We start from the raw sequence: 26,082 nt of genomic DNA on the forward strand, positions 1-26,082 counted from the left end.
TGCTAAAACTCAAACTGATAGAGCAAATCGAGAGCCTGATCCACACCGGACACGGCTTCCAGATAGAGTTTAGGCATCAGGCGGTAACGCAAGGTTAACGTCGCCAGTGAATCAAATATGCCAACACCGTATTTTACCTGCAGACCCGGTAGCACATAGCCGCTGACCTGCACCTGCTGGCTGTCGCCAACACCGGCAGTATCAACAGCGAGATTGCTGACACCGAATGTCTCCCCGATTTTACCCACAACCTGCCCACTTTGTGCAACCCCTAAGCCAACAAGTGCTGAAGTGAGGGCGTTACTGTCGCCGTCGCTGCCCAATCCCTGACCGCGCAGCAGATAGGAAAGCGCTTCCTGTTGCGACATCGCCGGATCGGAGAAGACTTCCGCTTTTGGCTCATCCGCCAGGCCAGTGACTCGCAGACCCGCGGTGACGCCATCTTCGGTGGCATCCGGGTTACGGATGGCTTCCAGGTTGACGTAAGGCTGATCCGGCGGACCGGCAAACTGCAGCTCGCCTTTACGCACGATCAGATCCTGACCATAAGCGTGGAAGCGACCGGACGGAATGTTGATCTGACCGTTCAGGCCGAGTCCTGACTTATCCTGCACCATTTTCAGATCGCCATTCAGCTTCGCTTTCAGGCCAAATGCAGAGAGCCGCACATCGTTGCCGACGTGGATCACCAGATTGCTGTTAATCGGAATCGCGGCGGTTTGCGGTGCGATCGGCTTCAGCTGTTGATCCAGCATCACCTCATCCGACGAGACGCCGGTGGCGCTTTCCGGCACTTCCTGCACCGTGATGCGCGCCCATGGTATATCGACCCGGCCATCAAGGTTAAAGGCCGCTGGCGTCGCTTCAAACACCAGATCCGGCGAGACATCCATGCGCACCATCGGCGGCACGGTCACGCGAACCCGGCTGCCCTGCGCCGCGATGCGCGCACGCCAGTTGTCGAGCTGGCTCCAGTCTGCGTTACCACTGAGGTTGATATTGCCCTGCCCGGTCTGCACCAGCCCGTTCAGGGTGGAGCTCATGCCGTTAAACACCAGATTCAGGTTGGCATTGGTCAAATCAACCGGCATAAAGTTGCCATCCACATCCACACCTGTCAGGCCAAGCTGACCAAATACCTGCGGCTGCTGCACGCTGCCGCCCAGGCGCAGGCTGCTGTTCAGGCTGCCTTTGATCTTCTCGCCCTGCATCAGCGCCGGATTGAGCATCGCCAGCGAGACATTGCGGATGTTGACATTACCGCCCAGCGTGCGGCGATTTTGCGGATCGTCGATCTGCACGTTGCCATCCAGCTGACCGTTATTGGCGATGCGGATCAGCCAGTCGAGCTGGGCACGTCCGTTTCGCAGCGCGGCATTGAGGTTCAGCGTGTCAAAGGCGATCGGCAGATTGTTGCCCTGCACATCCTGCACCACTTTCACGCCGTTGCCCTTCAGCGCCACGGTACCGGTCGGCAGGCTGCCATCGGCAGTCCAGTTGACGCGCACGTCGCCGCTGAACAGGCCGCTAAGCTGAGTCGCATCCGGCATAAACGGCTTCACCATCGCCAGGTCAAAGCGATTCAGCACCACATGCGCCTTGCCTGCCGGGCCCGCTTCAACCGGCTCCGGCACACAAATTTGCGCATTGGGGTTCTGCCAGCAGTGCGGGCCGATGGTTGCCGTCTGGCGGCTGTTCAGATAGTCGATGGCCATGGCGCGGGTCAGACGCCACTCACCGACTGGCGTATCAAAGTGGGTGTCGTTCAGCGACCCTTTCCAGCGCTCGGTCTGGCGATCAAAGCTGCCGTTCAGCGCCAGCTGGCCAGAGACCGGTTTGCCCTGCACATTGAGCTTCAGCTGATGCTGATGCTCATTGCCGTCCGCGTTCAGCGTCAGCAGGCTGATGTTCAGCGCATCCTGCTTCAGCTGCTCGACGCGCAGTTGCAGTTTACCCGCCACCTGCTCGCCGGAACGGACGTCACCATTCAGGGTGACGCGATTGATCTGCATCTGCTGCCAGCGCAGACCACGGGCATTGAGATCGGCCAGCAGCTGCGGTGCCTTCAGGGTGCCACGCGCTTTTATTGTGCCCTTGATGACGCCGCCCAGACCCGGCAGCGCATTGTCGAGCTGGGGCGCGTCGATGCTGGCATCGAGATCCAGGCTGTCGCCCAGCGCCCCTTTAACATCCAGATGGTTGCGTCCCAGCGCCAGCTTAATGCCCGGCACCGTCCACTGGTTGTAGCTGTTACCGGTCAGGGAGCCATCAGCGGTCACGGCGTTCTGTTTCACATTGCCTTTCAGCTGTAGCTGCGGCACGCTCAGTTGCCAGCTGCCACCATACAGACTGCCGCGGGTGGTGATTTTGCCATCCAGCCTTGCTGGCCAGTCGGGATACTGTTTAGCGGTATTAATTCCCGCCAGCGTCAGCTCACTGCGCCAGCTTATCGCCTTGCTCCAGTCCACCAGCGCAGTGAGATCGATGTTGCCCTGCAGCGCAGCCACGCGCAGGCGGTCGAGGCTGAACTGCTCAACGTTGCCTTTACCCGTCAGCGAGATCGTCGCCGGTGGTACAGATTCACCCTTCACGGCAGTCTGCAGCGACATCACATAGTCGGTGGCTTTGCCTTTGAACTGATAGTCCAGGTTATCCGCCTGATACGCTACCGGACCGGTCAGCGGCCAGCGTAACTGCGGACTGGTCAGCTTCAGTGACAGCGGCAGTCCCGCCACCGCCAGCTGGGTCGTGGCGTCCAGCTGCGCATTCACCGGACCGGAGAGGTTCAGCCCCATCTTCAGCTCGTCGCGCATCGCGCCATTAAGTTTAAGCGCGAGCTTTTCGCCTTTAATCGGATCGGTATTCACTGTGCCGTTAAGGGAGAAATCGACAGGCCAGTTATCCGCCAGCGTCGCCTGACCGCTACCCTTCAGGTTGCCGAGGTTCGAGTCCACCTCCAGCGTGCTGAGCTGCATCTGACGATCGGCGGTTCTGGCTTTCAGCAGCAACCGGCTGACGGAAATATCGGTGTCGCCGGTAATGCGCAGCTGTTCACCCAGAATCTGCTGCACCTCAATATCCAGCGGCAGACGGAAATCAGGCATTTCAGGCAGCAGGGGTTGCGCAAACATCGCCTGCAGCGTTTCACCCAGCGGTTTTTCAGCGGGATGTGGCTGCTGGACTTTCGGTTCTACCACCTCGTCATTGACCACTTTCGCCGCTTTCGGCAACGCAATCAGCAGGCTTTGAATATGGGTCGGGTTCAGCGTCAGCGCACGATCCTGCCACTGCAGGCCGGTGGTGAAGTCGAGCAGCGATATTGCGGTGTCATCAACTTTGACATTGATATTGTGCAGGCCAAAGTGACGCAGCGTGATGGGGTATGGCGTGCTGAGGTTAGTGTTGCCACTCTCCTCTTCCGGCGCTGGTGCCGCTGGCGTCATTTTCTTGCTGTCGACCACCACGCTGATATCGCGCAGGGAGACATCGTTAACGCACACGGAGGAGTGCAGCAGGCAGTTGAGATCCACCGCCAGATGAATTTGCCCGGCATCGACGCTGACGCCAGGCATTTCGTAACGCAGACCGTTAAGGGTCAGGTTACGCCAGCCACCATCGACCTGTTTGATTGACAGGCCCGGCACCCAGCGCGACGCACCTTTGAGCACTAAATGCAGCCCAGGCGTGGTACCGATTAAAAATGCCACCCCACCCAACAGCACGACCAGAAAGATCAGAATGCCGATCAGGACCTTTTTCCACAGCTTCATAGTTCTGGCCCCAGCCCTACGTAAAATTGTAATCCATGCTCTTCGTCATCCCCGATGGGTCTGGCGATATCAAATTTGATTGGGCCAACCGGTGAAGACCAGCGCACGCCGACGCCCGCACCGGTTTTGACGTTACTTTGCTTGATGTCGTTAACCGCTTCGCCCGAGTCGACAAACACCGCGCCCCACCATTTCCCGGTGACGTTGTACTGATATTCCAGCGATCCGGTGGCGAGTTTTGACGCACCGGTGAGTTTGCCGTCATCATCGCGCGGTGAAATGTTTTTATATTTGTAGCCACGAATACTGCGGTCACCACCGGCAAAGAAGCGCAGATCCGGCGGCACTTTTTCGAAGTCGTTGGTTTCGATCCAGCCCAGATTGCCGCGCGCCACAAAGCGATGACTGTCGCCAAGGGTACGGATCCAGACGTTTTGCGCCTGCAGGATCAGGAAGTCGACGTCTGAACCCCATGTGGTATCAGAGACGTCTGCCGAATAGCGCTGTGAATCGCCCCATGTCGGCATCAGGCCGCCACGGGAACGGGTACGGTTTACGCTGACGCCGGGATAGAGCAGCATAGTGGTGTTGGTCACGCTGCCCTGAGTAAAGTGATCCAGGCTCCAGCGCAGGTTGACCGCCTTCTGCCAGCCGCTGCTGCTGTCCCAGTTGCGCGACATCGCAAGCGTCGTGGTATCCGCTTTGGTGTCGTTGAGGTCGGTGCGCTTCAGACCGCCGGAGAAGGTGTAGTACTGCTCAAGCGGGCTTTTCAGCAGCGGCACTTTGTAGCTGAGATCGACCTGCTGTTCCGGCGCGGAAACGTAGGCGCTGGCCGCCAGGCTGTGACCGCTGTCGTTGATCCACGGTTTTTTCCAGGTCCCTTTCAGGCGCGGACCGACGTCTGTGGAATAGCCGACGCCGGTTTCAATGGTGTTTTCGGTGCGGGGTGACATTACTGCGCTCAGCGGCAGCACTTTGGTCTGTCGTCCCTTGCTGAATTCCGGCGCGACCACCACCGAATTAAACCAGCCGGTGGCGGAGAGGCGGCGATTCAGCTCGGCTAAATCGCGGGAGCTGTAGTAGTCCCCCTCTTTAAACGGCACCAGGTTTTGCAGGTACTCTTCGCGAATTTGCGATCCCTGGAAAGTAACGTCGCCGAAGCGATAGCGTTCGCCACTGTCGTAGTCGATATCCCAGAACGCTTCACGCCGCTCAACCGAGACACCAAGCTGGCTTTTTTTAAACGTGCCGTCGAAATAGCCGTTACGCAGTGCGAGATTAGAGAAGCCGCTTTTGAATTTGTCATATTGCCCGTGGTTAAGCTGGCTGCCCACTTCAGGGCGTCCCTGCTTCACCCAGGCTTTGTAATCCGCGTCATTGCGCGCATCGCCTTCGACCACAATCGTGCTGCCGCCGATTTTTACCGGTTCACCAGGCGTTACGTGTGCCACTAATACCGGTCGTCCACCCTGCGCAGGCGCGGGGCGGGATTCGAAATCGATGGTGGGCTCGTAATAACCGAGCGCGCGCAGCCCCTCTTTTATCGCAACAGAAACGCGCGCGCGAAAGCGGCCATCATTAGAGACCTCATCGCTGCCGATGGTGGACAGACGCGCTCTGACATTCTTTTGCAGATCCCCGGATAAGCCGTCTACCTGTAATCGCACTGTCGCCGCCTCAAGGGCGGGCGCGGCAAGCAGCAGGCCAGCCATGCAATAAACATAAAATCGTGGCACCTGTACTCCTGTTAATCATGCCGGCCCCTTTTCCGCGGGGCGCTTATTAATCTTCTTTGCCCGCACTACCGCAACGGCAACATCCTCATCATAGCCGCACTTTATGGCAAACGGCGGAGCAACACTGACATCTAAGTCAAATAACGGGGCTATTGTCGGTAAATGGGGTGAGCGATACAACTCCTGCGGGTCGGAATGATCAGTCCGATATGACTCACTCAGATAAATCCGAGTCTGTAACCGGCCGCTCTGGCTGCTAATGCGCCCTTAAGCAGCGGTTTGCCCTCTGGCGGCGCAATGAGCGCTCCTGCTATAATCGGCCACCACAGGCATGCCGCCTGTTTTCATTTCTGCCCCGACATGTCGTTTGTTGTCGAACTGGCGCAGACATTTTTGGCACGGATAGCTTTGTTTCACGGATAAACCAACTCTGTTTGCGCTTACCCACGCTGCCCAGGCCAAAAATGACAAGTGGATAACCCTTTGGATCTCATATGTTAGATAGCTTACTTGTCATTCTGTTACTGATCGTAATCAGTGCCTTTTTCTCTCTGTCGGAGATCTCGCTGGCGGCCGCCCGTAAGATCAAACTGAAACTGCTGGCCGATGAAGGCAACGTAAATGCGCAGCGCGTGCTGAAAATGCAGGAAACGCCGGGCATGTTCTTCACCGTGGTGCAGATTGGCCTCAACGCCGTCGCCATCCTGGGGGGTATTGTTGGCGATGCGGCGTTTTCGCCGGTTTTCAGCGGCCTGTTTAACCGGTTTGTCTCGCCGGAACTGGCGGAGCAGCTCAGCTTTATCTGCTCCTTCACCATCGTCACCAGCCTGTTTATCCTGTTTGCTGACTTAACCCCAAAGCGGGTCGGCATGGTCGCACCGGAAACCATCGCGCTGCGCATCATCAACCCGATGCGTTTCTGCCTGCTGATAATGCGTCCGTTGGTGTTTCTGTTTAATGGCCTGGCTAACGTCTTCTTCCGTATTTTCAAGCTGCCGATGGTGCGTAAAGATGACATCACCTCCGACGATATCTACGCGGTGGTTGAAGCGGGTGCGCTGGCTGGCGTGCTGCGTAAGCAGGAGCACGAGCTGATTGAAAACGTGTTTGAGCTGGAGTCACGTACTGTTCCCTCCTCCATGACCTCACGTGAGAATATTGTCTGGTTTGATCTGCACGAAGATGAGACCAGCCTCAAAACCAAAATCGCCCAGCATCCTCACTCGAAGTTTCTGGTCTGCAGCGGCGATATCGACCATATCGTTGGCTATGTCGACTCCAAAGAGCTGCTGCTGCGCGTGCTGGGTAATCAGAGCATGGCGCTGAACAGCGGCCTGCAGATTCGCTCGGCGCTGATCGTGCCGGACACGCTGACCCTCTCTGAAGCACTGGAAAGTTTTAAAACCGCCGGAGAAGATTTCGCGGTGATCATGAACGAATATGCGCTGGTTGTGGGCATTATTACCCTGAATGATGTAATGACCACGCTGATGGGCGATCTGGTTGGCCAGGGTATGGAAGAGCAGATTGTGGCGCGCGATGAGAATTCATGGCTGGTTGAAGGCGGTACGCCGATTGATGACGTGATGCGCGTGCTGGACATTGATGATTTCCCGCAGTCAGGCAACTACGAAACCATCGGCGGCTTTATGATGTATATGTTGCGTAAGATTCCGAAGCGTACCGATTTTGTGAAGTTTGCTGGCTACAAGTTCGAGGTAGTGGATATTGATAGCTATCGCATCGATCAGCTGCTGGTTACCCGCATCGATGAACGACCGCCGGTGCTGAGCATGACAAAAAGCGAAGAAGAGTAGAATGACCAGCAGCCTGGCCCAGCAGGCGTAATTGCTGCAGGCAGTCTGGACACGGACAGTGCGGAACAACCGGAATGTGACGTAGTCTGTGAGAATTGTTGGCACTGCTCAGGTTCAGAGTGACAAATAAAATCGCCTGACTGGCCAGACACTAAGGGCGCCATCGGCGCCCTTATGATTAGTTGAACTCAAGTTTGAGACGAACGACCTGGCGGTTAATTTCTGACATCACGCTCAGGTGCTGTTTGTCTTTGACGCGCGGGATTAATACTTTCCCTTTGTCGAACTCGAACGCGCCGACGTCCTTGATATACAACCTTCCTTTGAACAGCGTTTTTACATATTTCGCTATTTGTAGCGGATTATAGCGCTGGAAGATCTTCATACTGACTAACTCCTGTACATTTTTAAGCACGCTTCGCCGTTTCCAAATTTGGTTCCAGCCCATGAAGCGCGAATTCGCGATAACTATAGAACACTCAAACCTACTAATGTTCCTAAAAGTGATTTTTTTTACTGAATTGACACATCATTACAGAACACTCTGTTATCAGGCTCACACAACACAGTATAAACCTTCGTTGGTTAAGGAATTGTGGCGGCCATAACAAACCTGACACCTTTCCAGGACAGGCGCATCATCCCTGCTTACTATTGCAGTAAAATGACTAACTGGTCTGATCACTCAAGGAAATAGCAATGCGAATAATTCTGGCAGCTGTAGCGTTGTCTTTACTGATTCCGGCAAGCGTGATGGCTCATGACCTCAGGCAGGATATGCGGGTACCGGCCGTTGGCGTGAACGACAAAGGCGAGCTGTTATTGCAGCAGGATAAGTTTAGCTATAAAAACTGGAATAGCGCGCAGCTCAGCGGAAAAGTTCGCGTGATTCAGCACATCGCGGGTCGCTCATCCGCTAAAGAGATGAATGCCGCATTGATCGAGGCGATTAAGGCCGCGAAGCTGCCGCATGATCGCTATCAGACCACCACCATCGTGAATACAGATGATGCCATTCCCGGTACGGGCATGTTTGTGCGCAGCAGCGTCGAGACTAACAAGCAGCAATATCCGTGGTCGCAGTTTGTTGTCGACAGCAAGGGCAATGTGCAGCATGCCTGGCAGTTACAGCCGGGCGGTTCCGCCATTGTGGTGCTGGATAAGCAGGGTAAGGTGAAATTTGTGAAGGATGGATCGCTGACGCAGGATGAAGTGACAAAAGTGATTACGCTGGTCACCTCCCTGCTGAAGGATTAATCGCTGAAGCCCCGGTGGGGAGAGCATCGCCCGCCGGGGTTTCAGCCTTCAGCAGGCTGAGCGCTCAGACAGCGTTAAAACAGTGATACGCGGAAGCCAGGATTAAGGAAGGATTCGCGCGGCGCGTAGTCCAGAGTTTTACCCTGCCAGTCGTGCACATGCGCGCCCGCCGCCATCGCCACGGCATGGCCCGCGCCGGTATCCCAGATGTTGGTGGGTCCGAAACGGGGATAGAGCTGGGCTTTTCCTTCTGCCACCAGGCAGAATTTCAGTGAGGATCCGGTCGCGACGGTCTGATGTTCACCTAACTGCTTCAGGTACTCTTTCATCTCATCGTCGTCGCCATGTGAACGGCTCACCACCACCAGCGGAGGACGCGCATCACGGACATGAATCTGTTCACGCTGACCGCCCTCCTCTTTCCACGCTTTGCCGTCTGCAGCGGAGTACATCACGCCCAGCACTGGCGCATAGACCACGCCCATTACCGGCTTGCCCGCTTCGATTAGCGCAATGTTAACGGTGAATTCGCCGTTACGCTTGATGAACTCTTTGGTGCCATCCAGCGGATCGACCAGCCAGTAGCGCTGCCAGTGCTGACGCACCTCCCAGGCTGGCGGATCTTCTTCTGACAGCACGGGGAGATCAGGCGTCAACTTTTTGAGGCCAGCGAGGATCACCTCGTGTGCAGCGATATCCGCGGCGGTCACCGGCGAATCATCCGATTTGTGAGAAACGTCAAGCGGCGCGGCACCGTTATAGACCTGCATAATCGCGTCGCCTGCTTCGCGTGCCAGTTGGCAGATTTGCTCTAACATTTTTCACCTCATTGTGTCTGTCTGCTGCAGGATCAGCTCATCGTCAGATAGTGACATTTTAGCAGTTCCGCCTGAAGTGCCCATTTACAGGCACTTCGGCGATTCAATTTATAGATATATCAATATCATAGTTACCCATTTATCGCCACGCCTGTGCCGCTACGCCTCCATCGTTTAAGAATCCGTCGCTGACCGATGCGTCAAAACGTTATACCCATCACGATTTAAAATGACTATCTGTCATGCTTTTACATTATTTTGAGATCCTTATTTATTTTGCAGCAGGAGCAAGCATGTTTAAGCCCGGAATGATGTTACTGGCACTGAGCGTTTCCGTCGCCACCCAGGCGGCGACGGTGGATTTGCGGATACTGGAAACCACCGATCTGCACAGCAATATGATGGATTTCGACTATTACAAAGACACGCCAACCGAGAAGTTTGGTTTGGTGCGAACCGCCACGCTGATCCACGCCGCACGCCAGGAGGTGAAAAACAGCCTGCTGGTCGATAACGGAGACATCATTCAGGGCAGCCCGCTGGGTGACTACATGGCGGCCAAAGGATTACATGAGGGCGAGATCCATCCGGTCTACAAGGCGCTCAACACGCTGGATTACAGCGTCGGTAACCTCGGTAATCATGAATTCAATTATGGCCTGCCCTACCTGAAAAAAGCGCTGGCGGGCGCACGCTTTCCCTATGTGAACGCCAACGTGATTGATGTGAAGAGCGGCAAACCGCTGTTTACCCCATACCTCATCAAATCCACTACGGTGGTTGATCGTGAGGGCAAAACGCAGACCCTGAAGATAGGTTATATCGGCTTTGTGCCGCCGCAGATCATGGTGTGGGATAAAGCCAACCTGCAGGGCAAGGTACGCGTCGATGACATCACCGAAACGGCTCGCCGCTACGTGCCTGAGATGCGCGCGCAGGGCGCCGATCTGATTATCGCTATTCCCCACTCCGGCCTGAGCAGCGAGCCGTATCACACGATGGCGGAGAACTCGGTTTACTATCTCAGCCAGGTGGAAGGCATTAACGCCATCCTGTTTGGTCATGCGCATGCGGTCTTCCCCGGCAAGGAGTTTGCTGACATCAAGGGTGCAGATATCGCCAACGGCACCCTGAACGGTATTCCGGCGGTGATGCCCGGCATGTGGGGCGATCATCTTGGCGTGGTTGACCTGGTGCTGAATAATGAGGGCGGACGCTGGCAGGTGAGCAGCGGCAAAGCACAGGCGCGGCCCATCTACGATACCGCAGCGAAGAAATCGCTGGCGGCAGAGGATCCGGCGCTGGTGAAGGTACTGGCTGACGATCACCACGCCACGCGAGAGTTTGTGGCGAAGCCCATCGGCAAGTCCGCCGATGTGATGTACAGCTACCTGTCGCTGGTACAGGACGATCCGACGGTACAGATCGTCAATAATGCCCAGCGCGCCTACGTGGAGCATTTCATTCAGGGCGATCCGGATCTGGGCCGCCTGCCGGTGCTCTCTGCTGCTGCGCCGTTTAAAGCGGGCGGACGTAAAAACGATCCGGCCAGCTATGTCGAAGTAGAGAAAGGCGCGCTGACCTTCCGTAACGCGGCCGATCTCTATCTCTATCCCAATACCCTGGTGGTCATGAAAGTCACCGGTGCGCAGGTAAAAGAGTGGCTGGAGTGCTCAGCGGGCCAGTTTAATCAGATCGATCCCCACAGCACGAAAACGCAGTCGCTGATCAACTGGGATTTCCGCACCTATAACTTTGATGTGATTGACGGGGTTAATTATCAGATTGATGTGACCCAGCCCGCGCGCTACGACGCAGAGTGCCAGCTGATCCATCCTGAGGCCTCACGTATCCGTCAGCTTAGCTGGCAGGGTAAACCCTTCGATCCACAGGCGACCTTCCTGGTGGCGACCAATAACTATCGCGCTTACGGCGGTAAGTTTGCCGGCACCGGAGATAAATACATCGCCTTTGCCTCGCCGGATGAGAACCGTTCCGTGGTTGCAGCCTACATCAGCGCGGAAACCAAAGCGCACGGTGAAGTTCAGCCGAAGGCGGACAATAACTGGCGGCTGGCACCGATTACCTCATCCACCCCGCTCGACATTCAGTTTGAAACGGCACCGGGTGATAAAGCGACCGGATTTATTAAGCAGCATGCGCAATATCCGCTTCAGCCCAAAGGGACAGATGCGATCGGCTTTGCTCTGTGGCAGGTGAATTTACAGCAGAAATAAGGCGGAAGAAAACGCTGCAACCGGGGTGGTTGCAGCATCCGGATATTACAGAATTTCCAGCAGTTCGACTTCGAAGATCAGGGTGCTGAATGGTGGGATAGAGGCACCCGCACCGCGCTCGCCATACGCGAGATTCTGTGGGATCACCAGTTCCCATTTTGAGCCAACCGGCATCAGGGTCAGCGCTTCAATCCAGCCTGGAATTACGCCGCTTACCGGGAATTCCGCCGGTTCGCCACGGGCAACAGAGCTGTCGAATACGCTGCCGTCGATCAGTTTACCGGTGTAGTGAACGCGTACGCGATCCTGACGTGATGGGATTGGACCCTCGCCCTGCGTAATCACGCTGAACTGCAGGCCTGATTCGGTGCTGCTCACGCCTTCACGCTGCGCATGTTCCTGCAGGAACGCCTGACCTTCTGCGGCCATGGCTTCAGTGCGCTCACGACGCACGCCTTCAGCGCGTTCATGCACTTCACGCAGTGCGCGATGAACCACATCAACCGGTACGGCCGGCGAGTTCCCTTCCAGCGCGTCGCGCAGACCCGCGAGCAGTGCTTCTGGTTGCAGACCCTGCAGACCAGATTCCAGCAACTGCTGGCCAACCTGTAAACCAATACCGTAACTTGCTTGTGCTTCGACGCTGTCGAAAGAAGGGGTAGTCATCTTCGTTCCTTTCACTCTCGGATAAATTCGAACCGGCAGCATAGCAGCGCAGGCCGCTGGCGTAAAATGCCCTGCATCGCAGATGACTTTTGCCGGGGAAAGAGAAACAATAGAGCCGTCAATTTTATCAATGCTGGCAGGCACTTCGCGCCGGTATTGCCCATACTATAACTATCGGGGGGGATCACCCCCTCTGTAGCACACGAATAAGAGAGCAAACATGGGCCAGATAGCCCCACGACGCCGCAGGATGCGTGCAAAATATCTTGTATCCCGGCTGCAGACCTGGCTGGCCGCACGCAGGCTAAAGCAGCCTGCCGGAGAGGAGGAACCCCGAATGGCTTCAGACACGTCATCCCGCCTGCCGACATGGCTTCAGCGTATCTGGCATTTTACCGACCACATTCGCTGGATGGACCCGCTGCCTGCGCCGCACCGCCGTGGCATTGTGGCCGCACTGCTGGTGATGCTGGTGGCGTTTCTCTGGCCCGCCAGCACGCTGCGCTATCCGGTCGAGCAGCCGGTCGCACCCCAGACGGAGAAAGAGGTGCCGATGCAGGCGGATATTTATGAGAACAACAGTAGCCGCCAGCCGTCATCCTCACCGTCTCAGCAGACGCCAAAAGCCGATTCTCAGGGTGAGTGGCGCAATCTGACCATCGCTTCCGGTCAGACGCTGGCGCAGCTGTTTCGTGATAATAGTCTGCCGGTCAATGATGTGTTTGCGATGGCGCGGGTGGAAGGCAGCGATCAGCCACTCAGCTCACTGAAAAGTGGTCAGCAGGTGAAAATCCGTCAGGATGCGCAGGGGGCTGTAACAGGTCTGACGGTGGAGGGCGCAAACGGTCCGGTGCTGTTTACACGTCAGCCAGACGGCAGCTTTATTCGCGCGCAGTAACGCGAACAGCGGCGATTGAAAGGCACAAAAACAAAAACGCCGGCACAGGGCCGGCGTTTGTGTCGTGCTCAGTTAATAAAGATTAACCAGCAACTACTTTCACGTTCAGTTTCGCGAATACTTCGCTGTGAACCTGGAAGCTTACTTCATGCTCACCGGTAGTGCGCAGAACGCCGTTCGGCAGACGAACTTCGCTCTTAGCCACTTCAACGCCAGCTGCAGTCACTGCATCAGCGATGTCGCGGGCACCGATTGAACCGAACAGTTTACCTTCATCGCCCGCTTTAGACGTGATGGTTACAGTGCCCAGTTCATTGATTTTCTCAGCGCGTGCAGTTGCTGCAGACTGAACGTCAGCCAGTTTGGCTTCCAGTTCAGCACGGCGTGCTTCGAAGAACTCAACGTTTTTCTTGGTAGCAGGAACAGCTTTGCCCTGTGGTACCAGGAAGTTACGAGCGTAGCCCGCTTTAACGTTAACCTGATCACCCAGGGTGCCAAGGTTTGCTACTTTATCAAGCAGAATAACTTGCATTACCTTATCCTCTTAAAGTCGTTAATGGACAGTTGCCGATTACTGATGACGATCAGTGTACGGCAGCAGAGACAGGTAACGCGCACGCTTGATGCAGCGAGCCAACTGACGCTGGTATTTTGCACGAGTACCGGTGATACGGCTCGGGACAATTTTACCGCTTTCGGTAATGTAGTTTTTCAACGTTGCGATGTCTTTGTAATCGATCTCAACAACGCCTTCCGCGGTGAAACGGCAGAACTTGCGACGACGGAAATAACGTGCCATTAGGCTAGTCTCCAGAATCTATCAATTCAATCTGCTCGGCATGGAACACCACTTTGCTCTGGCCATTTCGTGCCTGATGGCAACTAATGAAACCGTCGAGTGTGAGTTGCGTGCCGACCGTTATATGTTGAGTAATCACCTGATGGGCGCTGCCGCTGATAATAACCGGCATACGACACCAGGCTTGCCGGTGAAACCCGGCCTCCTCCTGCACTGAGCGGTGCTCAAGCACGAACTGACAGTGAGGAATTCCTGACGGGCTAACTCTTCGAACCGGCGTCTTGCACACAGTGCCAGACAGGCGAAGTCGATTAACCGTCACGATGGATTACTCTTCAGAATCCCCAGCATCTGACTCATCAGCGGATTCGTTAGCAAAATCTTCGCGACGATCACGACGCTCATCTTTCGCTTTAACCATCGGCGATGCTTCAGTTACCGCGTTTTTAACGCGCATAACCATGCTACGGATAACGGCGTCGTTGAAGCGGAAGTTCGTTTCCAGCTCATCGATCGCTTCCTGCGGCGCTTCAACGTTCATCAGAACGTAATGCGCTTTGTGCAGTTTATTGATCGGGTAAGCCAGCTGACGGCGGCCCCAGTCTTCCAGACGGTGAATCGTGCCTTCTGCACCAGTGATAGCACCAGTGTAACGCTCGATCATGCCAGGAACCTGTTCGCTCTGGTCAGGATGAACCATAAATACGATTTCGTAATGACGCATCGAAATTGCTCCTTACGGATTATTCAGCCTCCTGTCGGGGTCAACCGCGGCCCATGGAAGCAAGGAACGTTATAGGCTGTGTCCCACAAAGGTTCGTTGTGACGAGCGTTTGTGGGACACAGCCTGAGAATGCGGCTGAAAAATTGACGCGTAATCATACTGGCGGCGACGGCTAAACTCAAGCGCACATTTCAACAAATGCCATCCGGCGTGCCATATACGGTAGCTTTTCGTGCTAATCATGTGAATACAGCGCGTTAAGCGGGAAAGGTTCAAAAAAGCTGATAAAGAGCTTCAGGCGGACGATCTGGCGATAATGTGCACAGTCGCTAAACTTAATGCAGACGTTACGGTTTGGCTAATCGGCGTCTAACAGAGTGTGTTCCCTGAAGTGAGGAGTCGGGCATGAAAACGTTCGTCATCGCCACTTTACTGGGTCTCTTCCTGTCTCCACCCGCTCTTGCCAGCAATGCTGACTGTGCGCAGCAGATAAGAAGTCACAGCAGCGAAGCGGCATCGGGTTATATCTATGTTAATCGGCTGGATGCGCCACCAAAGAACCCGGTCCACGCGCCTGCCAGAGCAGCAGAAAAATCGTCTGCGCACTGGTAAGTGCTGGTAAATTTACGGGCGGCAGATCCACTCTCCGCCCGCTCATTTTTATAGCTGCTGTTTAAAAAAGCTGACCAGCGCCGTCAATGCTGATGGCGTGATCTTATGTCCAATCTGTTTTTCAGACAGCGAAGTCAGATGCTTCGCCAGCCCGTTGTCACGCAGCGCCCTCTCCAGCCGGACGCTCTCCGCCCAGGGCACCACCTCATCCGCCTCACCATGCCACAACAGCAGCGGACGGTTTGCCAGGGCCTCCAGCCGGTTGCAGGGATCGTAGTCCGCCAGCGGTGCCATGCGGGCAGCAAACTGCGCTTGCTGCTCAGGCGTGTCGGCCACCAGCGGCGGAAACAGCGACTGACTGAGCTGCATAAAATAGCCCGATCCCATCAGGCAGGCGACGCTCTGAATCTGCGGATAACGTGCCATCGCGCCCAGCGCCGTCATGCCGCCCATCGACGCGCCCGCCACCGCAAAACGCTCGCTGGCGATCAGATCGTCAGCGCGCAGCGCCGATTCCAGCTGCGTCAGCTCATCAATGTTCTGTTTCAGAATCTCCCAGAAGCGACCAAGGCGTGCATCGGCATCGCCGTGATAGCGCGCGCCGTGCAGATCCGCATCCGGCATCACCGCCCGGAACCCCGCCTGAGCCAGCGCGACAGCGAAGTAGGCGTAGACCTCTTTTGAAGAGGTAAAGCCGTGATAAAACAGCACGGTAGGCAGTGGCTGATGCCGTTGTCCGGCAGGCGTGGCGTGCAGGCATTCGATACCGGCCAGCGTTTCTGTGGTGAGTTCAATCATGGTCTCTCCTGAGAAGGGGCAAGGCGTGCCGATTGAGTGTACGTCTGCGGGTTAATTTACGAAATCCCCTGCTGCGTTTAGTCGCCAGATTTCGGCCTAAACTTTTCCCGCGCTTTGCCGTTGATGTTGTGTCCCCCTAACTTGATCAAAGGTAATTTATGAAGCGTCTCTCTCTCAGCGGCCTGAGTCTTGGAGTTAAGCTGTCTGTACTGACGTCTCTCAGCGTTGCGTTATTGTTGCTGGTTCTGACGCTAACCCAGAGCCACACCGCTTCGCGGCAGCTGGAAAATCTCGCCATCGATGACATGCAAAACCAGGTGCAGGGCATCAGTGAAATGGCCACCATGTTCAACGCCACCCTCACCGAAGAGGTGGCTCACTACACCAGTCTGTTTACCAGCTTCCTGCCTAAGCGCTTTAGCCTGGATGAAGGCTCCCGGGTGCAGGTCGGTGTCTTTTCGACGCCGGTGCTGCGCGCCGGGTTAAAAACGCTGAACCTCGACCAGACCGCGGTAGACGATTTCACCGAACGCACCGCTGCCGTGGCGACCATTTTTGTGCGTGACGGCGATGATTTTATCCGTATTTCCACCTCGCTGAAAAAGCAGGATGGCAGTCGCGCAATCGGTACGCAGCTTGACCGCAACGGCGCCGCCTGGAAAAGCGTCAGTCAGGGCGACGTCTATCAGGGGCTGGCGACGCTGTTCGGCCATCGCTACATCACACAATATCAGCCGGTAAAAGATGAGAGTGGCAAGGTTGTCGCCATCCTGTTTGTCGGCGTTGGCATTGATAAGCAGTATGCGCTGATGCGTGAAAAAATCCTGGCACGCAAGCTGGGTGATAGTGGTCATTTCTTTGTGCTCAACGGCACGCCCGGTAAGACGCAGGGAGAGTATCTGTTCGATCAGCACGACGAAGGAAAACGACCCGCCTGGGATGACGCGACACTCCAGCCGCTGCTGACTCAGCCGCAGGGCATGCTGCAGGCAGAGATCAACGGCGAGCACCAGATTCTGGCATGGCAGCAGCTGCCAGGCTGGAACTGGGTGATTGCCGGCGAAGTTAACCGTGAAAGCCTGCTCGCCCCGATTACGCATAGCCGTAACCTTTTCCTGATAACCGGACTGATTCTGGTGGTGGTCTTTGCGCTGGGGTTTGTCTGGTACAGCCGTCGGGCGATTACCCGTCCGCTGCAGCAGGTGATCCATCTGGCGGAGCAATATGCCGCCGGGAATCTGCAGGTCCATATGGATACCCAGCGTCGCGATGAAGTGGGCCAGTTGATCGTTGCGATCAACGGCATTGGTGATGGTCTGGAGAAAATCGTCAGCCAGGTGCGCGGCGCGGCGCAGGAGATCAGCGACGGCACAGACACCATCGCGGCCAGCAGTCATAACATCAGCGAGCAGATCGGACGTCAGGCCAGCAGTGTGGAACAGACCTCCGCCAGCATGGAGCAGTTTGGCGCGACGGTTGAACACACCGCAGACAGCCTGCGTCAGGCGATGTCACTGGTGGCCGAAGCCAGCGATATCGTCAGTCACGGCAGCCAGACGGTGGTGCGCTCGGTCAACACCATGTCGGCAATTAAGGTTTCATCACAAAGCATTGCGGATATCACCCACGTGATTGAGTCGATCGCCTTCCAGACCAATATCCTGGCGCTGAACGCCGCCGTTGAAGCGGCACGTGCCGGGGAACAGGGCCGTGGCTTTGCCGTGGTGGCCGCAGAAGTGCGTGCGCTGGCACAGCGTTCTGCGCAGGCCGCTAAAGAGATTGATGGACTGATTGCGACCTCCATCAGCAACGTGGCGGAGGGCCATCAGTTATCTGAGCAGACGCGCGATGCGATGAGCGACATTGTGACCCACATCGAGCAGGTGCAGGCGCTGATGGGCGAGATCAACGTGGCGGCGCAGCAGCAGGCGGCAGGCATCGGCCAGGTTAATCTGGCGATGAACCAGATCAGCCAGGCGACTCACCAGAACAGCGAACTGGTGACACAGGCGGAAAACAGCGCGCAGAACCTGAGTGATAAAGGGCATCACCTGACCCAGTTGGTCAGCGTATTCAGCCTTAAATCCTGACGTCATTCAGGGCGATGGCATACACTTAATGCTTCGTCCTGAAAGAGGGTTTTGCTATGCGTTTCGCTTATTTACTGATGATAAGCCTGCTGCTGGCAGGCTGTTCCGCGCTTGAGACCACGCCAAAAGCACCGCCCGCGCCGACGCAACAGGCGCAGGAGATTTCACGGGCGCAGAGTGGCGGTTTGCCAAAGCTGGGCAATATTACCGTTAACGTGCGCGGCTCACCGGATGATGCCGGGCGGGCCGTCGCCGCCCGGGCTAACCAGGCCGGTGCGGCTTACTATCAGATCGTGGCGCTGAGTGAAACAGTGATGCCCGGTCTCTGGTACGCCAGCGCGATTCTTTACGGCGCATCACCTGCCACAGGCGCGGGCCAGTAAACGGTCTGTGATTGCTGTCTCAAGCGGGCGGGAGCCACGCCGATCGAGCCACTGCTGGCACCATGCATCCGCCAGCGGCGGTTCGCCATATTTCAGTAGCTGAGCGCCGGTCGCAAGCAGCAGCAGTGTGCGGGTCACCTCGCGCGCCTGCTCTTCGGGGACTTTGCTCATTCGCAGCCGTAACTGACGCCAGCGCGCATCGAAATGACGATTACTCCCTTTCACCGCTTCAAATTCCTGGCCCAGCATCTCCGAAACCTCTGCCTGACGGGTGAGCACGCGCAGTACGTCAAGACACATCACGTTGCCCGACCCTTCCCAGATGCTGTTGACCGGTATGTCACGATAGAGGCGCGGCAGCTCGCTCGCTTCGCAGTAGCCGATGCCCCCCAGCACTTCCATCGACTCCGCGACGAACGGGGCTCCCGCTTTGCAGATCTGATATTTTGCAGCCGGAGTGAATAAACGGGCAAACGTGACCTCATGCGGTTTTGCCGGTTGTGACCAGGCGCGCGCCAGCCGCATCAGCAGTGCGGTTTGCCCCTCCAGCTGCAGCGCCTGCTGTGCCAGAACCTGACGCATCAGCGGCTGATCCACCAGGTTTTTCCCCATCACCTGGCGCTGATGTGCATGCCAGAGTGCCACCGAGAATGCACGCCGCATCTGACCATGACTGCCGAGTGCGCAGTCGAAGCGCGTCATACCGCCCATTTTAAGGATCAGCCGCACGCCTTCGCCCTCTTCTCCCAGCAGCCAGCCGGTCGCATCGCGAAACTCCACCTCACAACTGGCATTTGAGCGATTACCCAGCTTATCTTTAAGCTGCTCAAGCTGGATGGCGTTGCGTGACCCGTCAGGCAACAGGCGCGGCAGGAAGAAGCAGCTTAATCCGGCGGGCGTCTGCGCCAGCACCAGATGCGCATCGCTCTGCGGCACCGAGAAGAACCATTTGTGGCCGGTCAGCCGGTAGGCTTCACCCGGGCCGCGCGCGCCCAGCGGCTCGGCCCGGGTGGTGCTGGTGAGCAGATCGCTGCCGCCCTGTTTTTCCGTCATGCCCATACCGATCAGCAGACCCCGTTTCTGGTCGCCGGGCTGCGCATGGGTATCGTAACGATCGCTGAGCAGCGGATCGAGCCAGCCTTCGAACGCGGCAGGCAGATAAGTCTGCAGCAATGGAATGGCCGCGTGCGTCATGGTCACCGGGCAAAGCGTGCCCGCTTCAACCTGCGCGTGCAGAATAAAGCGCGCAGCGCGCGCCACGCTGGCCTGTTCACGTACTGTGGGATGCCAGCTGAGATTATGCAGGCGGCTGGCGCAGACACCCTGCATCAGCAGGTGCCAGGCGGGGTGAAAACGGACTTCATCCATCCGTACGCCACGGGCGTCGTAGCGCAGCAGTTCAGGTGGCTCCGCGTTGGCGAGCCGGCCCAGCTCCAGCGACTCGGCGCTGCCCAGCTGTCGGCCTACCGAAGCCAGCCACTCCCGATCCCATCCGGCGCCTTCGCGTGACAGTGCCTCGCCGAGCGGCGTATCAGACAGGAACAGGTTGCTGTTGCTCAGAGGATGGGGCTGATTAAAAACGGTGTGTGTTGTCCAGGTCATAACCACTCCTCGCGGATGTCACTCAGTAAGTATACCCGTCGTCTTTCAAGCTGCATTTTTGTTGGCTGCGTTCACTCACCCGAATCACTTACTCATGTAAGCTCATCGGGATTCGTTCTCTTGCCGCCTCAATGCAACCCGAAATCCTTTGGGTATATACGAATGACGCGCAGTTATGCCTGGTACAGGAACTAATTTGTGGCGAGGATCACATCGGGGATCAGGCGTTGCGCTGACGCACCGCTTCAAACAGGCAGACACCCGTAGCCACCGAGACATTCAGCGAAGAGACGCTGCCCGCCATCGGAATGCTGATCAGCTCATCGCAATGCTCACGGGTCAGACGACGCATGCCTTCCCCTTCCGCGCCCATCACCAGCGCCATCGGACCGGTCATTTTGCTCTGGAAGACGGTATGGTCAGCTTCACCTGCGGTACCGACAACCCAGATGTTGTACTCCTGCAGCAGACGCAGGGTACGTGCCAGGTTGGTGACGCGGATCAACGGCACATTTTCTGCCGCGCCGCTGGCCACTTTTTTGGCCGTTGCATTCAGGGGAGCAGAGCGATCTTTCGGCACGATAATCGCGTGAACACCGGCCGCATCGGCACTGCGCAGGCAGGCACCCAGATTGTGCGGATCGGTGACCCCGTCCAGCACCAGCAGGAAGGGTTTCTCCAGGCTCTGCAGCAGATCCGGCAGGTCGCCTTCCTGATACTGACGACCCGGTTTTACCCGCGCCACAATACCCTGATGTACACCGCCTTCAACCTGGCTGTCGAGCCACTTGCGCTCGGCCAGCTGAATCACGACCCCCTGAGCTTCCAGCGCGGCGACCACGGGTTGCAGGCGACGATCGTCGCGGCCTTTGAGGATAAAGACTTCCTGGAAACGTTGTGGATCACGTTCCAGCAGCGCCTGCACGGCATGGATACCAAAAATAATTTCGCTCATCGATCTGCTCAGTGTTTGGAAATGAATGAATGACCGCCCTTTCTCAGTGAGAAAGGGCGGGTGCGCGCATCAGTCAGGCTGCGCCTTTTTTCTGGCGCGCTTCGCCCGGGTGGCGGCGGCGATTTTACGGGTTTTTTCCGAGACGTTTTTACTTTTATTCTCGGTATTTGCAGCGGCGGGCTTGCCCTTGTCGCCCCGGAAAGCGGCGTCCGGCTCGAAGTTGGACTTCTTGCTCGCATCACGACGGCGTTTCGCTGGCGCTTTGTCGTCACGCTTCGCCCGGTCACGTGCGGTTTTGCCTTCACCACGTACCTGACGCTGGCTGGAGATCAGGGCAAAATCGATTTTACGCTCATCCATATGGACGGCTTCAACACGCACTTCAACCGTGTCACCCAGACGATAGGTGCGACCGCCCGATTCACCGATCAGACGCTGACCTACCGGGTCAAAACGGTAGTAATCGTTGTCGAGCGTCGAAACGTGGACCAGACCATCAATGAACAGATCGCTTAAGCGTACAAAGAAGCCAAATCCGGTCACGCTGGAAATGACGCCGTTGAAGACGTTGCCAACCTGATCCTGCATGAAGTCACACTTGAGCCAGTCCGCGACGTCACGGGTCGCTTCATCGGCGCGGCGTTCGGTCAGGGAACAGTGCAGGCCCAGTTGCAGCATCTGCGGCATGTCGTAGTGATAGCCGCCGGTTGCTGTCGTCATATCTTTGGCGACGCTGCGATCTCTCGGCATCAGGTATTTAATGGCGCGCTGTACCAGGCCTTTACCTTCGTCCTGCTCTTTTGCCAGCAGATATTTGATGGCGCGATGCAGCGTCAGATCCGGATAACGACGGATTGGCGAGGTAAAGTGCGCATACGACGAGAGCGCCAGACCAAAGTGACCGCGGTTTTCCGGATCGTAAACGGCCTGCTTCATCGAACGCAGCAGCATGGTTTGCAGCATTTCCGCATCAGGACGATCGGCAACCTGCTTCAGCAGCGCCGCATAGTCGATTGGCTGCGGTTTATTGCCGCCAGGCAGGCTCAGTCCCAGCTCGTTGAGCACGGTACGGAAGCTCTTGATGCTTTCGTCGGTCGGGCGATCGTGATCGCGGAACAGCGCCGGTTCCTGATTTTTCTCAACGAAGCGTGCCGAGGCGATGTTCGCCAGGATCATGCACTCTTCGATCAGCTTATGGGCGTCATTACGTGACACGCGCTCAACACGCTCAATACGGCGCTCGGCGTTGAAGATAAACTTCGCCTCTTCCGTTTCAAACGAGATACCGCCGCGCTCTTCACGAGCGGCTTCCAGCGCATGATAGAGGTTGTTCAGCTCTTCAAGGTCTTTAACCAGCGGCGCATACTGCTGGCGCAGCTCTTTGTCGCCCTGCAGAATGTTCCAGACTTTGTTGTAGGTCAGACGCGCATGGGAGTTCATCACCGCTTCGTAGTGCTTGAAGCCGGTCAGTTTACCTTTGGTCGAGATGGTCATCTCGCACACCATACAGAGGCGATCGACCTGCGGGTTAAGCGAACATAAGCCATTCGACAGCACTTCCGGCAGCATCGGCACAACCTGCGACGGGAAGTAGACCGAGGTTCCGCGCTGATGCGCTTCGTCATCCAGTGGGGTGCCCGGACGGACGTAATAGCTGACATCCGCGATAGCTACCCACAGACGCCATCCGCCACCGCGCTTCTTCTCACAGTAAACAGCATCATCAAAGTCACGGGCATCTTCACCATCGATGGTGACCAGCGGCAGCTTACGCAGATCGACGCGGCCTTTTTTGGCCTCTTCCGGGACTTCTTCTTTCAGTTTGCTGACCTGAGCTTCCACTTCCGGCGGCCAGGTGTGCGGGATTTCATGCGTACGCAGCGCCATATCCACGGCCAGGCTGGTCCCCATATCATCGCCCAGAATCTCGGCGATTTTTCCGATCGCTTTGCTGCGACGGTTCGGACGCTGGACCAGCTCAACCACCACCACGGAACCCATGCGGGCATTCATCGTCTCTTCAGGCGGGATGAGGATGTCAAAACTCAGGCGACTGTCGTCCGGTACCACGAAGCCAGCACCGGCATCGGTAAAGTAACGGCCAACGATCTGATTGTTGCGGGGTTCCTGCACCCGGACCACGCGCGCTTCGCGGCGGCCTTTGCGATCGGCACCCAGCGGCTGCGCCAGGATCACGTCACCGTGCATACAGAATTTCATCTGTTCTGCGGAAAGGTAGAGGTCATCTTTCTGACCTTCTGCCCGCAGGAAGCCGTAGCCATCGCGGTGGCCAATGACTTTACCGCGCAGGAGATCAAGACGTTCTGGCAGGGCATAACACTGACGGCGGGTGAACACCAGCTGACCATCACGCTCCATGGCGCGAAGGCGGCGACGCAGCGCCTCAAGGTGTTCTTCTTCCTGCAGATTCATCTCTTCAGCCAGCTCTTCGCGGCTGGCCGGTTTTTCACGTTTTTCTAACAGAGCCAGAATAAATTCACGGCTCGGAATAGGGTTTTCGTATTTTTCAGCTTCTCTATCCTGAAAAGGATCTTTTGACATAGCGGTTCCTCCGATGTCATTTAATATTTATTTCCACCGGCGATCTGGACAAGATGATCTCATAAAGTGGTGTATTTCCTTCGACCAGATCTGCCAACGTATAGCTATCCAGCTCCTGCAAAAATCGCTGCACCGCATCATGTAACGCCTGCTTCAGACGACAGGCTGGCGTGATGGAACAGGACGCGCAATCCACTAATTGTAGTGGTTCCATCTTACGTACCACATCGCCAATGACAATCTGACGAGCTGGCATACCCAGACGAATGCCCCCGTTTTTACCACGCGTTGCGGCGACATAGCCCGCCCGGCTCAGCTGATTGATGATTTTGACCATATGATTACGGGACAAACCATAAGTGTTCGTCACTTCCGTAATATTGGTCTGCTGACCTTCCGGCAACGATGCCAGATAAATCAGTGCCCGTAAGCCATAATCAGTAAAACTCGTGAGCTGCACAGTAACCTCAGTGAACCTTCAGACGCGGCGTGACCTTATCCGCCCTGTGATTGATGCCAGGATTAAATCGGATCGCCATTCGATTAGCTACGATGATAAACCAGAGTCTGTCTGGCCGTGCGCTTTTTTAAGCCAGCAGAAGGTTTGACAAGCGAAGGGAGGTTAAGTGGCATCAAAGAATGGAAAAACAAGGGCCGGACAACGTCCGGCCTGAATGATTACGCGTCGAACGGGTCGCGCAGAATCATTGTTTCACTGCGGTCAGGGCCGGTAGAGATGATATCAATCGGCACCCCTGTTACCTCTTCTACACGCTTGATGTAGTCACGCGCGGCCTGAGGCAAACCTTCCAGCGTCTTGACGCCAAACGTTGTCTCGCTCCAGCCTGGCAGGGTTTCGTAGATCGGCTCAATGCCTTCCCAGTTCTCTGCCGCCAGTGGCGTGGTGGTCACTTCGCGGCCATCAGGCATACGGTAAGCTACACAGATCTTCACCTCTTTCAGGCCATCCAGCACGTCCAGCTTGGTCATGCAGAAACCTGACAGGGAGTTGATCTGGACCGCGCGGCGAACCGCTACCGCATCCAGCCAGCCGGTACGACGACGACGACCGGTGGTCGCACCAAACTCATTACCCTGCGCACAGAGGAATTCGCCGGTTTCATCGAACAGCTCGGTCGGGAACGGGCCTGCGCCAACGCGGGTTGAGTAAGCTTTCACAATACCCAGCACGTAGTCGACATAGCGCGGGCCAATGCCTGAACCGGTCGCTACGCCACCTGCGGTGGTGTTGGATGAGGTCACGTACGGATAGGTACCGTGATCGATATCCAGCAGCGTACCCTGCGCACCTTCAAACATAATCAGATCGCCACGCTTACGCGCGACGTCCAGCAGTTCAGAGACGTCAACGACCATGCCAGTGATGATGTCAGCGACTTCCATCACATCACTCAGCACTTTATCGAAGTCGACTGCCGGCTCTTTGTAGTACTCCACCAGCTGGAAGTTGTAGAAATCGACCACTTCTTTCAGCTTGGCAGCAAAGGTTTCTTTGTTAAACAGGTCGCTGACGCGCAGGGCACGGCGAGCGACTTTATCTTCATAAGCCGGTCCGATGCCACGACCCGTGGTACCAATCGCTTTGGCGCCACGAGCACGTTCACGCGCCATATCCATCGCAACATGATATTGCAGGATCAGCGGACAGGCTTCAGAAATCAGCAGACGTTCACGTACCGGAATCCCGCGCGCTTCCAGGCCTTTCATCTCTTTCATTAAGGCTTCAGGAGAGAGCACTACGCCGTTACCAATGATGCTGGTGACGTTATCGCGCAGAATGCCAGAAGGGATCAGGTGGAGGACGGTTTTTTCACCGTTGATGACAAGCGTGTGGCCCGCATTGTGGCCGCCTTGATAACGCACAACGTAATTCGCGCGCTCAGTCAGAAGGTCTACAATCTTACCTTTACCTTCGTCACCCCATTGGGTGCCCAGTACGACGACGTTCTTACCCATTTCTCAAAATCACCGATTGCTTAAAAAAGGATTCTACCATCTGATCCCGTGGTTTTCAGCACTTTTAGCATACGATTGCGCGCTTTTTTGCCTGAGTTTTGATCACTACAACATGTTGGGGATAATAGCGTTGAAAGGCACAATTTAGCCGGTCTGAACGTCAGCCTCAGAGGTTGCCGTGCAGGCTGAGCATGCAGTAAATCACCATGCCAGCAACGACCAGTCCTCCACCAAAGCGGTGCAGCAGACGATCGGGCAACCGCGTCATCGTCAGGATCATGCGTCGCCAGGCGCGCGGCATAAACATTGGTCCCAACCCTTCCAGCACTAACACCAGCGCCAGCGCCATCCAGATGCTTGTTTTCATTCTGATACCCAAAA

23 protein-coding genes are annotated in these 26,082 nt (G+C 56.3%); 7 read left to right on the top strand and 16 right to left on the bottom strand.

From position 1 onward, the window contains the following. Positions 1 to 2 precede the first annotated feature (2 nt). The gene (locus LC417_RS15545; RefSeq protein ID WP_223566118.1) at positions 3 to 3,770 is read right to left on the bottom strand and encodes a translocation/assembly module TamB domain-containing protein; all 3,768 of its coding nucleotides are present in this window, start codon (positions 3,768 to 3,770) and stop codon (positions 3 to 5) included. Then, on the bottom strand, positions 3,767 to 5,482 hold the full coding sequence (locus tag LC417_RS15550; protein ID WP_154210861.1) for an autotransporter assembly complex family protein: 1,716 nt from the start codon (positions 5,480 to 5,482) through the stop codon (positions 3,767 to 3,769). The genes LC417_RS15545 and LC417_RS15550 overlap by 4 nt, the downstream gene beginning before the upstream one ends. A 518-nt stretch (positions 5,483 to 6,000) precedes the next feature. Here LC417_RS15550 and LC417_RS15555 point away from each other — a divergent pair. Further along, positions 6,001 to 7,323, top strand: coding sequence for a hemolysin family protein (locus tag LC417_RS15555; protein WP_010256442.1), 1,323 nt, complete (start codon positions 6,001 to 6,003; stop codon positions 7,321 to 7,323). 178 nt (positions 7,324 to 7,501) lie between these two features. Here LC417_RS15555 and LC417_RS15560 read toward each other — a convergent pair whose 3' ends face one another. Continuing rightward, the gene (locus LC417_RS15560) at positions 7,502 to 7,708 is read right to left on the bottom strand and encodes a DUF1107 domain-containing protein (RefSeq protein ID WP_003855513.1); all 207 of its coding nucleotides are present in this window, start codon (positions 7,706 to 7,708) and stop codon (positions 7,502 to 7,504) included. 314 nt (positions 7,709 to 8,022) lie between these two features. Between LC417_RS15560 and LC417_RS15565 the strand changes: the two genes are divergently transcribed. Then, complete coding sequence (locus LC417_RS15565) at positions 8,023 to 8,580, top strand: YtfJ family protein (RefSeq protein ID WP_223566119.1); 558 nt, start codon at positions 8,023 to 8,025, stop codon at positions 8,578 to 8,580. Between the two features lie 74 nt (positions 8,581 to 8,654). On the opposite strand, the gene cysQ is transcribed toward LC417_RS15565, so the two are convergent. After that, positions 8,655 to 9,398 carry a 3'(2'),5'-bisphosphate nucleotidase CysQ gene (gene cysQ / locus LC417_RS15570; protein ID WP_010256437.1) on the bottom strand — a complete coding sequence of 248 codons (744 nt, stop codon included), beginning with the start codon at positions 9,396 to 9,398 and terminating at the stop codon, positions 8,655 to 8,657. 293 nt (positions 9,399 to 9,691) lie between these two features. On the opposite strand from cysQ, the gene LC417_RS15575 reads away from it, so the two are divergent. Continuing rightward, positions 9,692 to 11,635, top strand: a complete 1,944-nt coding sequence (locus LC417_RS15575; RefSeq protein WP_223566120.1) for a bifunctional 2',3'-cyclic-nucleotide 2'-phosphodiesterase/3'-nucleotidase — start codon at positions 9,692 to 9,694, stop codon at positions 11,633 to 11,635. A 45-nt stretch (positions 11,636 to 11,680) separates the two neighbouring features. On the opposite strand, the gene fklB is transcribed toward LC417_RS15575, so the two are convergent. Beyond that, positions 11,681 to 12,301 (bottom strand): FKBP-type peptidyl-prolyl cis-trans isomerase, encoded by a 621-nt coding sequence (fklB, locus tag LC417_RS15580; RefSeq protein ID WP_010256433.1) that lies wholly within the window; start codon positions 12,299 to 12,301, stop codon positions 11,681 to 11,683. A 220-nt stretch (positions 12,302 to 12,521) separates the two neighbouring features. Here fklB and LC417_RS15585 point away from each other — a divergent pair, with 220 nt between their 5' ends. Beyond that, positions 12,522 to 13,199 carry a LysM-like peptidoglycan-binding domain-containing protein gene (locus tag LC417_RS15585; protein ID WP_153042505.1) on the top strand — a complete coding sequence of 226 codons (678 nt, stop codon included), beginning with the start codon at positions 12,522 to 12,524 and terminating at the stop codon, positions 13,197 to 13,199. Between the two features lie 82 nt (positions 13,200 to 13,281). On the opposite strand, the gene rplI is transcribed toward LC417_RS15585, so the two are convergent. From rplI to rpsF, 4 genes are read right to left on the bottom strand one after another with little or no spacing between them, the layout of a single operon-like run. Beyond that, positions 13,282 to 13,731, bottom strand: a complete 450-nt coding sequence (rplI, locus tag LC417_RS15590) for a 50S ribosomal protein L9 (protein ID WP_010256429.1) — start codon at positions 13,729 to 13,731, stop codon at positions 13,282 to 13,284. 39 nt (positions 13,732 to 13,770) lie between these two features. After that, the gene (gene rpsR, locus LC417_RS15595) at positions 13,771 to 13,998 is read right to left on the bottom strand and encodes a 30S ribosomal protein S18 (RefSeq protein ID WP_002210155.1); all 228 of its coding nucleotides are present in this window, start codon (positions 13,996 to 13,998) and stop codon (positions 13,771 to 13,773) included. Between the two features lie 4 nt (positions 13,999 to 14,002). Further along, positions 14,003 to 14,320, bottom strand: a complete 318-nt coding sequence (gene priB / locus LC417_RS15600) for a primosomal replication protein N (RefSeq protein WP_010256154.1) — start codon at positions 14,318 to 14,320, stop codon at positions 14,003 to 14,005. A gap of 6 nt (positions 14,321 to 14,326) precedes the next feature. After that, positions 14,327 to 14,722 (bottom strand): 30S ribosomal protein S6, encoded by a 396-nt coding sequence (gene rpsF, locus LC417_RS15605; RefSeq protein ID WP_003855334.1) that lies wholly within the window; start codon positions 14,720 to 14,722, stop codon positions 14,327 to 14,329. Positions 14,723 to 15,127: 405 nt separating this feature from the next. Here rpsF and LC417_RS15610 point away from each other — a divergent pair, with 405 nt between their 5' ends. Then, entirely contained in the window at positions 15,128 to 15,334 is a 207-nt protein-coding gene (locus LC417_RS15610; RefSeq protein ID WP_223566121.1) for a hypothetical protein, read from the top strand. A gap of 48 nt (positions 15,335 to 15,382) precedes the next feature. On the opposite strand, the gene yjfP is transcribed toward LC417_RS15610, so the two are convergent. Next, a complete protein-coding gene (yjfP, locus tag LC417_RS15615; protein WP_223566122.1) occupies positions 15,383 to 16,132 on the bottom strand; it encodes an esterase in 750 nt (249 codons plus the stop codon). 158 nt (positions 16,133 to 16,290) lie between these two features. On the opposite strand from yjfP, the gene LC417_RS15620 reads away from it, so the two are divergent. Both LC417_RS15620 and bsmA read left to right on the top strand, forming a co-directional pair. Beyond that, positions 16,291 to 18,222: a methyl-accepting chemotaxis protein gene (locus LC417_RS15620; protein ID WP_223566123.1), complete on the top strand. Its 1,932-nt coding sequence runs from the start codon at positions 16,291 to 16,293 to the stop codon at positions 18,220 to 18,222. 56 nt (positions 18,223 to 18,278) lie between these two features. Beyond that, the gene (gene bsmA / locus LC417_RS15625) at positions 18,279 to 18,605 is read left to right on the top strand and encodes a biofilm peroxide resistance protein BsmA (protein WP_033769803.1); all 327 of its coding nucleotides are present in this window, start codon (positions 18,279 to 18,281) and stop codon (positions 18,603 to 18,605) included. On the opposite strand, the gene LC417_RS15630 is transcribed toward bsmA, so the two are convergent. From LC417_RS15630 to LC417_RS15655, 6 genes are all read right to left on the bottom strand, one after another. Next, on the bottom strand, positions 18,579 to 20,207 hold the full coding sequence (locus LC417_RS15630; RefSeq protein WP_050680381.1) for an isovaleryl-CoA dehydrogenase: 1,629 nt from the start codon (positions 20,205 to 20,207) through the stop codon (positions 18,579 to 18,581). The two genes, bsmA and LC417_RS15630, sit on opposite strands and share 27 nt — an antisense overlap. A 220-nt stretch (positions 20,208 to 20,427) precedes the next feature. Next, positions 20,428 to 21,162 carry a 23S rRNA (guanosine(2251)-2'-O)-methyltransferase RlmB gene (gene rlmB / locus LC417_RS15635; protein ID WP_010256134.1) on the bottom strand — a complete coding sequence of 245 codons (735 nt, stop codon included), beginning with the start codon at positions 21,160 to 21,162 and terminating at the stop codon, positions 20,428 to 20,430. Positions 21,163 to 21,231: 69 nt separating this feature from the next. Further along, positions 21,232 to 23,724, bottom strand: a complete 2,493-nt coding sequence (rnr, locus tag LC417_RS15640) for a ribonuclease R (RefSeq protein ID WP_010256132.1) — start codon at positions 23,722 to 23,724, stop codon at positions 21,232 to 21,234. 16 nt (positions 23,725 to 23,740) lie between these two features. Further along, positions 23,741 to 24,184, bottom strand: a complete 444-nt coding sequence (gene nsrR, locus LC417_RS15645) for a nitric oxide-sensing transcriptional repressor NsrR (RefSeq protein WP_010256130.1) — start codon at positions 24,182 to 24,184, stop codon at positions 23,741 to 23,743. A gap of 218 nt (positions 24,185 to 24,402) precedes the next feature. Beyond that, positions 24,403 to 25,701 (bottom strand): adenylosuccinate synthase, encoded by a 1,299-nt coding sequence (locus LC417_RS15650; protein ID WP_010256129.1) that lies wholly within the window; start codon positions 25,699 to 25,701, stop codon positions 24,403 to 24,405. 166 nt (positions 25,702 to 25,867) lie between these two features. Continuing rightward, positions 25,868 to 26,068 (bottom strand): DUF2065 domain-containing protein, encoded by a 201-nt coding sequence (locus LC417_RS15655; RefSeq protein ID WP_010256126.1) that lies wholly within the window; start codon positions 26,066 to 26,068, stop codon positions 25,868 to 25,870. Between the last annotated feature and the right edge of the window lie 14 nt (positions 26,069 to 26,082).

The organism is Pantoea sp. OVA07A (genome assembly GCF_019969975.1).
Classification (GTDB): Bacteria; Pseudomonadota; Gammaproteobacteria; order Enterobacterales; family Enterobacteriaceae; genus Pantoea; species Pantoea agglomerans.